This is a genomic window from Paracoccus sp. N5, assembly GCF_000371965.1.
In the GTDB taxonomy this organism is placed as follows: domain Bacteria; phylum Pseudomonadota; class Alphaproteobacteria; order Rhodobacterales; family Rhodobacteraceae; genus Paracoccus.
This window is the reverse complement of sequence record NZ_AQUO01000002.1, coordinates 493,052-507,422: the sequence shown is the minus strand read 5'-3', so window position 1 is coordinate 507,422 and position 14,371 is coordinate 493,052. Positions and strand designations below refer to the sequence as shown.

Here is a 14,371-nt window from a genome sequence, read left to right as displayed (position 1 = left end):
CGATGCCCAGCCCGCGCCCCGAACCGGAACCGACGACCCCGCAGGTGCTGACGCGCGCCCTGGATTGGGACGCGGCCGTCCGGCGCCTGCGGGCCGCGGGCTGGTCGCCCTTGGACCCGCCGGTCGATCCGGGCCCGGTTGCGTGGCGCAACGGCGGCGCCACGCTGTGGCTGCTGCGCGACCTCGCGACCCGCAACCTGGTCCTGCGCCATGGCCGGGGCACCTTCGTTCCGGCCGGCCTCGCCTTCATGCCGCCGGGCGAGATCATTGGTCTTGCCCGCTCGGCGGATGCCCTGGACCGGCTGGCGGCCTTGCAGGCGGCCGAGGGTGCCGACCCGCATATCGCCGCGGTCTGCGCCCTGGCGCTGGTCGCGGATCCGGAACCGGTGATCGCCGAGCGGGCCCTGGCCTTGCTCGACCGTCCTGGCGCGGGTTTGTCGCCCACGAATGCGGCAGCCGCGCTGTTCGCGCTTCCCGGCTGGCGCCGCGAAAAGCTCCAGGCCATGCGCTGGTGGATGCGCGACCGCCCGGCCGAGCCGGCCCGGGTCGAAGGCGCCCTGGCCCGTGCGCTGACCGACCCCGATTGGGAGATCGCCGTCACCGCGATGCTGGCCGCCGGCAGCTTGCGCCTGCCCCCTCTTGCCGGCGCCGTCGCCCGCACCCGCCTGCCCGAGACGAAATCCGAGGGCGTGACCCATGACGAGGCGCGCATGATCCTCGCCGTGCGCGATGCCGTGCTGGTGCGCCTCGGCGGACCGGCGGGCAAGGCGCTTCCGCCCGGCGTCGAGGCGATGCTGGATGGCGATCCCGACCGCCTGCCACCGGGCCTGCGCGACACGGCCGCGGCGCTGAGCCAGCCGCTGCCGGTCGGCACCCCGCCGCAACCGGCGCCGGGCGTGATCTTCGGCCCCGCCGGGCCGGCCCTTGCCGATGGCGCCCTGCTGACCTGGGTGCCGCCCGGCACCTACCGGCTCGGCACGGCGCTGGCGCCGCGCGGCACCGTGCCGAACCCGCCGCATCGGGTGACGCTCGAGCGCGGCTTCTATATCGACAGCCTGCCGCGCGCCGCCGTTCCCCTGGCCGCCGCGCAGGCCGAGGCGGCCCGGCTGGGTGGACGCCTGCCGACGCCCGACCAATGGGAAATGGCCGCGCGCGGCGCGGACGGCCGGCGCTATCCCTGGGGCATGAATGCCGCAAACCCCGTCGACCTTTCGCCCCTGGGCCTGTCCGGCCTGATCCGCGGCCCCGGCGAATGGCTGGACCCCGGCCCCGATGAGCCGCCCCTGATCGCCGGCGGAGCGGCATCGCCGGTGCCGGCCAACCGGCGGCCTGCCCTGGCGTCAGAATCTCGAAGCCACCGGTTGATCTTCGTGTTATGATATTTCCCTGTGATTGATTGCACTGCCCATGAGGTCCTCCTGAACAGGAGATTACTTGGTATGGATCGGTTCTCGTTACTGCTTTGCATTGAACATCGCATTTACCGGGAGGGGCTTCAGAAGGCGCTCTCCGACCGCCCGGAAATCCACGCCATCCTGGCATGCGACGGTCCCGGCTGCATGGATGGCCGCGCGCTGGAACGGGTCGATTCCGTGCTCGTCGATGTCCGTGCCAGCCAGTCCGGCGACCCGGCGGCAGGCGTCCGGGCCACCTTTGCCGCCGCCCGGGGCAAGCCGGTCGTGGCGCTGGGGCTGGACCGGGACGAATGTGCGCTGCTGGCCTCGGTCGAGGCCGGCGCGGCGGCCTGCGTCACGGTCGACCAGTCGATCGACGATCTGGTGACCATCATCCAGGCCACGCTGCGGGGCGACCTGGTCTGCCCGCCCCGGATCAGCCGGTTGCTGCAGGAACACCTTCTGCAGATCTCGCTGCGCGAACGCGAGGTGCAGCGGCTGACCAAGCTTTCAAGCCGCGAATATCAGATCCTGGCGCTTCTGACCGACAGCCTGTCGAACAAGCTGATCGCGCGCCAGCTTGGCCTCGAGGTCCCGACCATCAAGAACCATGTGCACAACATCATCGTGAAGCTGAACGTCCAGAACCGGGTCGAGGCGGCGGCGATGCTGCGCGGCGCCGGCGAGGCGATGGCGGCGAAATAGCGCCGGATCAGGCATCGGACTCGGCTCGAGCTGGGCCCCGCCGCATGGCAACGCGGCACAGGTCGGCGTCTTGCGCTGGGCTGGCCGGTGACCAGGCCTTGCCCGATGGCCCCTGCCGCGGGCGTGGCGCCTGTCCCGCGGCTGTGGGACGAGATCAATAGCCCTTGCTCAAGTCCATCAGGCGAATCCGAGGCCCGCGGCTCGGGCACCACCATCGGCGCTTCTCGTGATCCGATCCTGGGCAGATCGTCGATCGTGCAGGCCAGAAACGCAGCAGATCGGCCTGGCTGGCTTTGCATTGTCTTGCGCTCATGGGCAACCCGCCGGCGGGCGTGGGTCGGTCGGTGGCGGTAATGGCGCGATGCACATGCGGCCCCCGGCACTGTTCCGGTCGGCCGGCCATACCGTCAGCGCCGCGCAGCCCGGTCGCTGAATCGAGGCAATGCTGCCAGCGAACCGAAGGCGCGCCACTCATGGCCCCGGAGACCGGGTCACGGCCTTTTGGGGAACCGGCGCTCAGAACTTGCCGATCAGGTTCACGAACAGCCCGCGCTTGGCCGGCGCCACCCCGCGCAGATCGTCCGACACTCCGCCCCAGGCCGTGCCGAGGCCGATCCGCGCGTTCGGGCTGATCTCGCGATAGACGGCCAGCAGCGCGCCGTATTCCGTCATCGAGGCGCGCGGCGCGTGAAGCACGCGAAGCTCGGCCATCACGTCCCACCGATGCACGATGCGGTAATCCGCCCGCAGCACTGCCAGATGTGCGGTCGATGTCACCAGATCCGACCGGTCGCGGTCCGCCTGCCGGCGCGTGCGGAAGCCGTATTTGCCGCCCAGCGTCCAGCGCTGGTCGAGATCATAGCTGAAGGCGGCGTTCAGAATATGGCTGCGCTGGCGCGGCCCGTCGGTCTCGCCGTCGATATTGACCTGATCCGCGCCCGGCAGATCCTCGAGGTAGGTATAGCTCAGCAGCGCGTTCAGCCGGTCGCTGTCGATGGGGCGATAGGCATAGCCCAGCATCGCCTCGACATAGCGGCCGTCGCGCAGATCGTCCTCGCCCTGCGAGATCACGGCATCCAGCGCGCCCACGACGCGCCAGTCGTCATCGGTGCGCCAGGTGAACTCGCCCGTGACCATCCAGCTCTCGCGCCCGGCCAGCCGCAGCGGATCGTCCGAGCGCTCGCGCCGCCATTCGGCGCGCAGCTTCGCGGCCTGATCCTCTCCGTTCGAGAATTGCGTGCCCAGGGACAGCCCGCTGCGCCGCATCGTGGTGCCGTCCGGTTCCAGCACCCGCCCGGTGATCAGCCCGGCATCATGGCGCCACCGCCCGTCCGGCGTGTAGCTGATGCCATGGGTCGATGCCAGCGACCGGCGGCTGGCGATGCCGCTGCGGATCGTCTCGGTCGTATAGGTCCAGGCGCGGTTGATCTGCCGCTGCGCGCCGAAGGTCAGGCCGCGCCGCTCGCCGCTGGCAAGGCTGTCGACCTGCGTCGGATCCTCGCGCCAGCCCAGCGTATAGCTGCTGGCCGCGCTGGCGGTCCAAGTCAGCTGCGCCTGCCCGGCGGCGCCCTGGGTGCCCTGCGAAACCTCGGCCAGGGCGCGCAGGCGGTCGAAGACCGCCGCCTCGGCCCCGACGCCGATCCGGTCGTCCCGGCGCAGGTCGCCCGAGCGCGACAGGTTGGCCTGGCCAAAGATCCATGCCGAAAGGTCGTCGTCGCGGTGCCAGGTCAGGCGGGCGGCGGCATCGGTGCTTGTGCCGTTTTCGCCCGCGGCCCGCGATCCGGGATTGGCGCGGCCCCGATGCGCGAGTTCGGCCTCGATCTGCCAATGGCGGCTCAGCCTGTGGTCGATGCCGATGCGCTCGCGGTCGTCGCGCTTTCCGGCATCGTCGCGAAACCGCGTCGCGCCGAAGGTCAGGGCGGTCGCCGGGCCGATCCCGACCTGCCCGTCAAGCCCGGCGCTGCGCTGGCCCACGGTCACGTTCCAGTCGGGCGCGGTGAAGCCCTGGTCCCGCCGGTCCCAGAAGGCAGAGACATGGCCCGCACCGCCGATCTCGGCCAGGTCGAGCCGCCCCTCGACATGCGTCCCGCGCGCCCGCAGCCCCTTGGACCCGGCGGTGGGGCTGGCCGGGTCCAGATCCAGGCCGCCGGTCAGCGACAGCGTCTGGCCGAAGCCCGGCCCCTCGCTTTCGGCGATCTCGGCCGAAAGCCAGCTGTCCTCGTTGCGCTTCCACAGCAGGTCCGCGCCGCCCAGCCGGTTATCGGCCCCGCCGGCCCCTTCCTGCGCCAGCGTGGCGCCGAAGCGCAGATGCGGCGTGACCCAGGTTTCGGCACGCGCGCCATGGCTGTCGCCGGAGCCGGCGCCGCTGGCGGGAACATAGTCGTATTGCGCCACCAGGTTGACGACCCGGTCGCCAGACGTGCCGTCGCCGACCAGCCCCGGCCCGCTGGCCGAAGGCGGCAGCGGCGCGTTAAGGATCACCACGCCCTGCACATAGTCGATGCGGTAGTCCCGCCCCTCGACCAGGCGCCGGGACGAGACGATGGTATTCGAGACCCGGTCGCGCAGCTCGACCAGCAGCGTCTCGGTGCCCGATTCGATGTCGCGGTGCGACAGGAAATAGGTGCTGCCGCCGGTGCCGCGGAACACGTCGCGCTGGCTCAGCCGGTCGGTCGAGGCCGCATAGGCGCTGATCCGGCCGCGCGGGCTGCCATCGGCGGCGGTCTCGGGCGATTGCCAGCCGGCCGAGGCGCCGTAAAGCGTGCGGTCGCTGCGCACCATGCGGTCCAGGTCGCCCTCGGGGCGGAAATCGCCCCACAGCGCATGGCCCTGGTCGTTTTCCAGCCGCAGGAACAGCCGCCCCGAGGTCGGCGCGAGGTTCTCCGCCGTGCTGTCGTCGCCGGTCGCCACCCAGACGTCGCGATCCTCGATCTGGCGCAGCACCTGGTCGGGGAAGCGCCGGGCGCCATGGCGGAACAGGTCGCGCAGTTCCGTGTCGCGCGTATCGACCGAACCGGTCAGCTTGGTTCCGTCGGCCAGAACCCCCTGCACGAAACCCGCGACCCGGCCGTGGCGCCAGTTCTCATCGCTCGCGCCGTCCCGGCCAAGGGTGACCTCGGCGATGCCGGTCGCGAACAGCTCGCGCTGCGGCACGGTAACGCGGCGGATCTGCGACTGGCTGCCCATGGCGATGTCCAGGTTATGCTCGCCCGGCGGCAGGATGCGTTGCAGCACGAAACGCCGGTCGGCATCGGGCGTCACCGCCTCGCCCAGCACGGTCAGCCGCGCGCCGACCGGCAGATCCTGGCCCGAGACCGTGACCACCGCGCCGTGCACCGGGATGCCGCGCCGCGCCATGCGATCCTCGCCCTCGGCCGCCGCGACGACCGGGCCGGTCAGGTCCGGTCCTTCCGGCAGTGCCGAGGCGCGGGTCAGCGGCAGCGGCGCGGTTTCGTCGTAACGCCCGTTCCGGTCATGCACCCGCAGCACATAGAGCAGCTCCTCCGGCCCATCCGCGGGCATCGCCCATTCGATCAGCCCGTTCGGGCGCGCGGGCAGCACGGCGACCGGATGGCCGGGGCGGTCGGGATCGGTCACGATGACCTCGGCCCGCGCGATCCAGCCGGGATAGTTCGACGCGGTGCGAAAGCCTATCACCTGCCCCGCCCGATAGCGGCTGCGCATGTCGACGGTCGAGACGTTCAGGACGGGCCGCGCGCCCAGGCCATCGACGCTGACCTGCAGATCCAGCCGGTCCAGATCGTGATCCACCACCGCCTGCGGCCCGTCCGGCGCCGGCGGCGGGCCGGCAACGGCCCGGCGCGGCGCCGCGGGGGCTGCATCGATCGCGATCGAAAAGCCCAGATCGCCCAGATCCCCGGCCGGTTCGCGCTGCGCGCCGGGCGGCAACGCGGGTGAAGCCGCCAATCCGGCATGGTCATCTGCGCAATCGCCGGGCAGCTCGCCTTGAACGGGCGCGCAGCCCCGGTCGTCCCGCTGGGCCAGTCCCGGTTGCATCGAGAGGATCAGGGCAAGCGCGGTGCAGGCCACCAGCCTGCGCTTGCTGATCGGGTTCATGCTGGGAAAATCCGCCCTCATCATCAGCGCCCCACCGGCCGCGTTTCCACCACCGTCTCGATATGCGGGGCAAATCGTCCGTTCGCGGGCCACAGCCGGCGCAGCGCGGCCTCGACCCGGTGCAGCCGAGCCCTGGCGTCGTCGCGATTCTCGCCCGGGTCCAGCCGATAGCGCAGCCGCAAGACCGAGGGCCGGGCCGCGATTTCGGCGACGAGTCGGCGCAGCCCATCCTGCAACTCGGGGCGCGGATCGTCGCCGCTGAAGGCGCGCGCCGACAGATCCACGCGCGCGACCCGGGACAGGCTGGCTCCGAAGTTCATCTTCGTCAGCATCCCCGGCGTCAGCCGCACCACGCGCGGATTTTCGGAGGTCGGCCGATAACCCTGCGGCAGCGTGCGTTCGTCCAGCTTCAGCATGAAATTGGCGCCGATGTCGCGCGGCAGCGCCGCGCAGGGCAGGCTGAAGCGGCCGTGCCGGTCCGTCGTCACCGCCAGCCCGTTCGGCGCCACCAGCCGCACGCCCGGCAGGCCCTTTTCCGCCCCCTCTGCGGCGGGGCGCGCGTTCCGGTAACCGTCCTGGTCCAGATCGTCGAACACCCGGCCGATCACCGTGGCACAGGCAAGGACCGCGTCGACCTCGACCCGGATCGTGGCCGTCGCCTTGGGTGTGACCGGCCGGCCGGTCGCGGGGCTGAACGCCTGCGCCCGGCTCGCATGAGAACCCGGCCGGACGCCGCCGCCGACCAGAGCCTCGATTCGCACCCGCAGGCTTTCCCCCGCAGCAAGGTTCAGCCCGCGCCAGGTCAGGCGGTTGCCCCGGATCTCGGGCTCGACCCTGGTGCGGCCGACCGTTGCGCTGCCGGAACGATAGCTGAAGCCGGCGGGCAGGGTATCGACCAGGTCGATGGTCGTGCCGATACCGGCGGCGTCATTGGCAAGGTCGAGCACATAGCCGACCAGATCGCCGACGACGGCCGTGCCGCGATCCGCCGAGTTGGTCAGCGTCAGCCCGCCGGCCCGCATCGTCGGCGAGACCACGGTGGCGTCGGACACCGCCCGCACGCCCGCGACCGAACGGCCCGTCGCGGTGGCGGCCAGGTTGATCTGGCCCTGGCGGGCATCCGCGGCCGTGACCGTGTAGCGATTGCCGGCGCAGGTCAGCACCGCGGTCCCGCCCACCGGCAACCGGATCGGCCGGCAGGAGAATCCGGGCATGTCCAGGCTAGGGCTGTCGGGGTCGATGGTGACCTCCTCCAGCGGGACATTGCCGGTATTGGTCACGGTGAAGGCATAGACGATCTGGTCGCCCGCATCGAAGATGCCGTTGCCGTTGAGATCCGGCGTCTCGGCGATGGTGATCTTCAGCAGGACCTCGGGCCGGCCCAGCGTGACCACGGTGGGGTCGTTGGTCGGGTCGCCGTCGGTCCCGCCCTTGCCGTCCGGGGTTTCCACCGCCTGCGGATCGTCCAGCGCCGCGCCCTCGGGATCGGTGCCGGTGTCCGAGACGTCTGTGGCGCCGAGCAGGCCCTTGCCGTCGCGGATCGGCAGGCCCTCCGTCGTCACCGCATGACCGGTGACCCGGGCGGCGTTCTGGACATGGCCGCGCCGCATGTCCTGATCGCCCAGCAACCAGGTCGCGGCAAAGGTCGCGCTGTCGGTTTCGCCCGGCGCCAGGACCACCGGCCCGCCCGAGACCGCGGCCGCCGGGTCGTCGATGGTGGCGATCCGCAGCGCGACATTGCCGGTGTTGGCGACGGCGAAGGCGAAGTTCAGCGTATCGCCCGCATCCGCGACGCCGTTTCCATTGGCGTCGGCAAAGCCGGCATAGCGCTTGATCAAGGCGACCGCCGCCGTCCGGGTCAGCCGCACCACGGTCGGGTCGTTGCCCGGATCGCCGTCGGCGGCACCGGCGCCATCCCGCGTCTCCGTGGCTTCGGGGTCGGGAAGCGCGCGCCCCTCGGGATCGGTCCCGGCATCCGAGCCGGCGCTGATCCGCAGCGGCGCGCCGCCGGGGCCGGCAATGGGGCTGCCATCGCCGCGCACCGCCGTGCCGGTCACCACCGCCGTGTTCTGCACATGGCCGCGATCCAGATCGGCTTGGGTCAGCACATGGCTGGCGGTGAAGCTGCCGCCGTCGCTCATGCCCGGCGCGATGATCGACGGCCCGCCCGAGACGGTCGCGGTCGCATCCTCGATGCTCTCGACATGCAGCGCGACATTGCCGGTATTGCCGATCTTGAAGCCAAAGCGGACCACATCCCCGACATCCTGGATGCCGTTGCCATTGGCATCCTCGATTCCGGCCAGCGACTTGATCAGCCGCGCCCCGGCAGCGGGCGCGATGGGAACGACGGTGGGATCGTCATCCCCGGCCGTGGTGCCGGAAATGTCGCTTGCAAGTCCGCCGCCGTCGGCGGAGCCCGTCACCGTCGCGCTGTTGCGAACCTCGCCCGCGTCGATATCGGCCTGGGTCAGGCGATAGGTCGCGGTGAAACTGGTCGAATCGACCGCACCCGGCGCCAGCGCGGCGATCGGCCCGCCGGTCAGCTCGACCCCGGGCATCGTATCGGTCAGCGCAATGTCGTTCAGCGCCACGCTGCCGGTATTGACCACCGCGAAGCTGTAGGTGATCCGGTCGCCGACGGCGGCCGGTGTCGAGATGCGGCTGGCATCGGCCAGCTTGATCAGCGCGATGGCGGGCCGCCCGGTCAGCGCCACCACGGTCGGGTCGTCGTTCGTGGCGTCCGTGCCCGAGACATCCGTCACCCGGCCGCCGTCCGGGGCCTCGCCCTCGGCGGTCGCGGTATTGACGACCTCGCCCGCATCCAGATCCGCCCGAGTCAGCGCATGGCTGGCCGTCACGGTCCGCGACGCGCCAGGCGCCAGCGCGGCCACGGGGCTTCCCGCGATCGCACCCAGCATCGGGTCGGTCACGGCGACATTCGTCAGCGTCACGTTGCCGGTATTCGTCACCGTCAGGCTGTAGGCGATCTGTTCGCCGACCGCCGCCGGCGCGGAAAGCGCAGAGGCATCCGCCGTCTTGATCAGCGCGATTGCCGGCCGGGCAGCCAGGTTCGTCTCCGTCGGATCGTCATTCGTCGCATCGGTTCCCGAAACATCGTCCACCGTGCTGCCATCGGGCGCCTTGCCTTCGGCGAAGGCGGTGTTGAGGACCCTGCCCCGGTCCAGATCGGCCTGAGTCAGTTTGTGATCCGCGTTCAGGGTCCGCGACGCGCCCGGCGCCAGCGCGGCCACGGGGCTACCCGCGATCGCACCCAGCATCGGGTCGGTCACGGCGACATCCGTCAGCGTCACGTTGCCGGTGTTCGTCACCGTCAGATCATAGCTGATCCGGTCTCCCCGCATCGCCGGCACGGACAGGGCCGAGACACCGGCGCTTTTCACCAGCGCAATCGCGGGCGCGGCGCTCAACGACACCACGGTCGGATCGTCATTGCTCAGATCCGTCCCCGAAACGTCGGCCACCGTGCCGCCATCGGGGGCGTCTCCCTCGGCGGTCGCGGTGCTGACGACCTCGCCGGAATCCAGATCCGCTTGCGTCAACTCATGGACCGCCGTCAGCGCCTGCGACGCACCCGGCGCGAGCGCGGCAATCGGACTGCCCGAAACCGCAGCCACTCCGGAAGCCGCCACGGTGACATTCGTCAGCGTCACGTCGCCGGTATTCGTCACCGTCAGGCTGTAGCTGAGCCGGTCACCCTTTGCCGGCGGCGTGGAGAGGGCCGAGGCATCGACGGTCTGCACCAGCGCGATGGACGGTGCGAAGATCGGGGCCAGCGGCGTCGGCGAGGCAATACCCGGCTGAACCGTCGTGCCGTTGTTGGAACCGTCGGCGAGTGCGGGGTTGCTTGCCCTGGTCTGGCCCGACAGCGCGCCGGTGCCCTCGGCCTGCGCCCTGTTCTCGTAACGGCCGCCCGATGCCTGAACCGGGGGAAGCGGCCCCGGCGGACGCACGCGGATCCGGAAGCCGAGGCTGCACTGCGCCCCGGCAGCAAGGCTGAAGCCGCTGGCCACGCTGTCGTTCGACGCTCCGTCGAAGCCGCCGTTCGCACCGCCGCAACTGCCCGAGGGGGCCGCGACGATGGTATAACTGCCTGGCGCCAGCGGGTCGGTCGCCGGGCTGGCAAGCGCCGCGAAACTGCCGAAGGAAGGCGCGGCGCCGGCCAGCGGGTCGGTGACCTCGATCTGCTCCAGCGCCTCCAGCGAGGGGTTCTGGACGATCAGGGCGAAGCCCGCCGTGAAGCTGCCATCGGCATGGATCGCCAGCCCGCCGGAGAGGGATTTCGCGATTCCGATGCGCGCCCGCGGCACTTTCGGGAACAGGTAGCCGGTCGCGGGCGTCGCGGCGGGCAGCGCGATGCCGCTGATCGTGTCCGCGGTCGCCGTGCCGCCCGCACTGCCTGCGGTCGTCATCCCGTCTTGCAGGTCCGCCTCGCCGATGGTGGCGTGGCTGACGCTGTAATGCCCTGCGGGAAGCCCTGCGAAGACATAGCTTCCATCCGGCGCGGTCGTCGCCGTCCGGTGGACCGGCGTCGTGTCGAAGGCGGTGCCGCTCAGCGTGACGGCAAGGCCGCCGATCCCGGCATCGCCGCCATGCGCCGCGGCATCATTGTCAAAATCGCGGAACACGCGGCCGGCCAGGGAACTGGCGTTGACCGTGACGGTGCCGGATCCGGCATTGTTGGCGGTATTCGCCTCGAAGGACGAGGTCGCGATGCCGGCGGTATTGGTGAAGACCTGCCCGGTGGCCGCGACGGAAATCACCCGCGAGGAGGCGGTGATGCGGAGTTCGGCACCGGGACTCATCGTCCCGAGATTGCAGGTGAAGCCGGTCGCGCCGGCCATGCCGGTGCAGGAGGACAGGCTTGCCGTGCCGCTGACCATGGCGACGGTCGGGGTTCCGGTCAGTTCGACCCCGGGGGGCAGGGTGCCGGTGACGACCACGTCATCGGCTTCGGCCAGGCCGGTACCGGCGATGTTGCGTAGCTCGATCCGGAAATCGAACGGATCGCGCAGATTGACCGTGGCCGGATCCGAGGTGTTCGACACCAACTCGACATCCGCACGGGTGCGCAGCGTGGTCGGCTGGGTCGCGACATTGTCCAGAAGGTTCGCCTCGAATCCGGCCCGGGTTTCGGCCGATGCCACCTCGACCCGGCTCGACGCCACGCCCTTCGCCAACCCGCGCGCCGTCACCTCGATCACCCGGCTGTCGCCCGCCGCCAGCAGGGGAAAGCTGCAGGCCAGCTGCCCACCCGGCACGCCCGCCGTGGGGACCGTGCCGCATGCGCCGTCGCCGGGCAGGCTGTGGCCGAGATAGGCGAGCGCGCCCGGCAGGTCGTGCGTTACCGCGACGCCGGTCGCGGCCAAGGGCCCGGAATTGGTCACAGTGATGCGATAGACCGTGTCGTTGCCCACCGGCAGCGGATCGACGCTGTCGGTCATGTTGACCAGCAGGTTGATCTGCGGGTCGGCGATGGTCGTGTTCAGCGAGAAGCTGTTGTTGCCGGTCTCGGTTTCCGGGCTGGTGGTCGCGACGCTGACGGTGTTGGTCACCGATCCGCCCTGCACGCCCAGGTCGGGCCGCATGCGGATGGTGACGCTGCGCTGCGCGTTGACGGCGATGGCGCCCAGGTTGCAGCTGACCGTATCGTTGCCGGGGCCGATGGCCGTGTCCGCCATCGGCTTGACCGCGCAGCTTCCGCTGCCGGGCGTGGCCGAGATGAAGGTCAGCCCGGCAGGCAGCGTATCGGTGATGGTCACGTTCTCGGCCCGCGAGAGCCCGCTGTTGAGGTTGCGCGCGATGATCTCATAGTCGAAGGGCTGGCCCACCGCGGGCGTCGCCGGAGTCGCGGTCTTGCTGACGGAGACATCCGCCAGCGCGGTGACGACATAGCCGGTGCTGCCCAAATTGTTGCCGGGCACCGGATCGGGGGTGCCGGCCGAGACGGCGCTGGCCGTGTTCGTGCGCGCGCCGGCATTGCCTCCGGGCCTGACGGTAAAGATGATGCGCGGGCAATTGCTGCCCGCCGTGCAGACCGGCAGGGTCGCGATGGCGCAGCTGGCGGTGCGGCCCGAACCGTTGGAGGCGGTCGAGCAGGACGGGGCCGACGCGCTGCCCGGCACCGCCGCATAGCCGACAAAGCCGTTGTTCGGCCCCGCGCTGCTGTTGAGAAGCCCGGTCAGCGCATCCGAGACCGTGACCCCGGTGGCGGTGGCGGGACCGTCATTGACGATCTCGACGGTGAACTGGATCGGATCACCCGAAGGAACCGCGGCCAGGTTGGCGGTCTTGATCACCCGCAGATCGGCGCTGTTGGCCGCAAGCACCGCGGTGCCGGCATAGGTGGTGCTGTTGTTGCCGGTGTTCGACTCATCCGGCAGATCGGGTGAGCCGACCGTCAGGCCGTTCGGCTGCGCCCCGGCCTGCGTCACCTCTGCCGTCAGCGTGACGGCCGGCGTGGTCCCGTTCACGCCCAGGGGCGCGGCGGCGGCATAGTCCCGCTGACAGCTCAGGGCCGCCGGCCCCGTCACCGGCAGGGCGGTGCAGCTCCAGCCGTTCAGCGCCGCATGCGTCACCCGCAGCCCGGCGGGCAGCTGGTCGGTCATGCGCAGTGTGCCCGTGAAGGCCGCGTTGCCGATATTGGTGGTGCTGATGGCGAAGTTGTAGCTCTGGCCCACGACATAGAGCGCCGGCGAGGGCCCGCTCTTGTTCGCGCGCAGATCGACCTGCGGCGCCTGGATGGTCACGCCGCCGTCGCTGGCGCCGTTGTTGGCGGGGTTGGGGTCGTCCGGCGCGGCCGAGGCAATCTGCGCCGTGTTGCTGACATTGCCGGCCGCATCCGCCCGCGCGACGATGGTGATCGGGCCAAGGGCCAGATTGGCCCCTGCCCCGCTGCCGGCGGCCCGCGTTGCCGTCACCGTCTGGCCCGAGGTGGTCACGCTCCAGCCCGGCGCGTTGTAGGATACCAGGCTGTAGTTTGCAGGCAGCGTATCGGTCACGACGATGCCTTGCGGGCTGTCGCCGGAATAGCGTGGCGTCAGTGTAAAGGTGACCTGCTGGCCGACCAGGATGATGCCGCCCGGCGCGCGCGACTTGCTGATGGACAGATCGCTGCCCGGCTCGATCCTGGTGTTCTTCTGGGTGCTGTCGTTGGCCGGAACAGGATCGGGGACCGAGCCGCCGCCGATGCTGGCCGCCGGCGTGACGGTCAGGCCGGAGGCCCGCACAACCTGCGCCTGGAAGCTGCGCGTCACCGTCATGCCGGCCGCGACCGGCCCGGCAATCGGGCAGCTATAGGTGCCCGCAGACAGCGTGCAGCCCGCCGAGGGCGGCGGCACGACATTCGCCAGGCCGGCAGGGACGGCAAAGCCGAGCGTCAGGTTGCTGACCGGATCGGGGCCATTGTTCCTGGCGGCGAAACTATAGGTCACGACCGCACCCGACGGGGCATTGTCGGGCCCGCTCAGCGTCAGCGCCATGTCGGCGCCGGCGGTCAGGCTGGTGTTCTCGGTAACCGCGTTGTTGCCGGGCTGGCCGTCGACCGCCCCGCCCATGCCGGTCGGAATCGAGGCGGTGAAGCCGATCGTCCCCTGCGCCGAGGTCCGCAGCTGCGCGGTGACGCTCGCATGGGCATCCGCCGCCAGCGCCGGCACCGAACAGGACACCGTCTGCGGGCCTGTGGCCGGCAGCGGCGCGCAGCCGGCAATCGCGCCGGTCGTCGCCTCCAGCACCGTGCCGCTTGGGACATCAAGGCCAAGCGTGGTCGCCGGGGCCGGGCTCAGGCCATCGTTCGCGATGCGGATGGTGTAGTCGACAAGCCCGCCGGCCGGCGAAGGATCGGATCCCGAATCGTCGATATTGACGACCCAGTCGACGGACTGCGCAACCGCAGCCTGGGATGCGAATGCCAGCAGCCAGCAGCCCAGCAGGATCGACACCAGATGGCCGAAAAGCGCCCGATGAAAGGGGAACTCGCGATGAGTGAAGATTCTGAACATATGAATCGGGCCCGATCATCGCCCGCCCCAAGCCTCGGCAGCAGGGTCGTTCTGGCAGAGGACCGATGAATAAATCGCTAATGCTGATGATTTTTTCGGAACGCGGCGGGGTCCTGTGCGACGGACCCGCCGCAATGGGCCTGCCGGATCAACGAGCCGTCCGGTATGGCTCCC

4 protein-coding genes are annotated in these 14,371 nt (G+C 70.7%); 2 read left to right on the top strand and 2 right to left on the bottom strand.

Annotated features, from left to right (window positions below):
- Nucleotides 1-2: 2 nt before the first annotated feature.
- Together PARN5_RS24990 and PARN5_RS22975 are read left to right on the top strand one after the other, a co-directional pair.
- The gene (locus PARN5_RS24990) at nt 3-1,379 is read left to right on the top strand and encodes an SUMF1/EgtB/PvdO family nonheme iron enzyme (RefSeq protein ID WP_018000942.1); all 1,377 of its coding nucleotides are present in this window, start codon (nt 3-5) and stop codon (nt 1,377-1,379) included.
- Nucleotides 1,380-1,559: 180 nt separating this feature from the next.
- Entirely contained in the window at nt 1,560-2,099 is a 540-nt protein-coding gene (locus PARN5_RS22975; RefSeq protein ID WP_018000941.1) for a response regulator transcription factor, read from the top strand.
- 516 nt (nt 2,100-2,615) lie between these two features.
- Here the strand turns inward: PARN5_RS22975 and PARN5_RS0116825 are convergent.
- On the bottom strand, nt 2,616-6,176 hold the full coding sequence (locus PARN5_RS0116825) for a hypothetical protein (RefSeq protein ID WP_157404069.1): 3,561 nt from the start codon (nt 6,174-6,176) through the stop codon (nt 2,616-2,618).
- 23 nt (nt 6,177-6,199) lie between these two features.
- Nucleotides 6,200-14,197 carry an SdrD B-like domain-containing protein gene (locus PARN5_RS0116820; RefSeq protein ID WP_026155518.1) on the bottom strand — a complete coding sequence of 2,666 codons (7,998 nt, stop codon included), beginning with the start codon at nt 14,195-14,197 and terminating at the stop codon, nt 6,200-6,202.
- Between the last annotated feature and the right edge of the window lie 174 nt (nt 14,198-14,371).

Excerpts from the sequence above, each read along its gene's own strand:
- PARN5_RS22975 (WP_018000941.1), top strand. The coding sequence starts at position 1,560 with ATGGATGGCCGCGCGCTGGAACGGGTCGATTCCGTGCTCGTCGATGTC.
- PARN5_RS0116820 (WP_026155518.1), bottom strand. The coding sequence starts at position 14,197 with ATGTTCAGAATCTTCACTCATCGCGAGTTCCCCTTTCATCGGGCGCTT.
- PARN5_RS24990 (WP_018000942.1), top strand. The coding sequence starts at position 3 with ATGCCCAGCCCGCGCCCCGAACCGGAACCGACGACCCCGCAGGTGCTG.
- PARN5_RS0116825 (WP_157404069.1), bottom strand. The coding sequence starts at position 6,176 with ATGAACCCGATCAGCAAGCGCAGGCTGGTGGCCTGCACCGCGCTTGCC.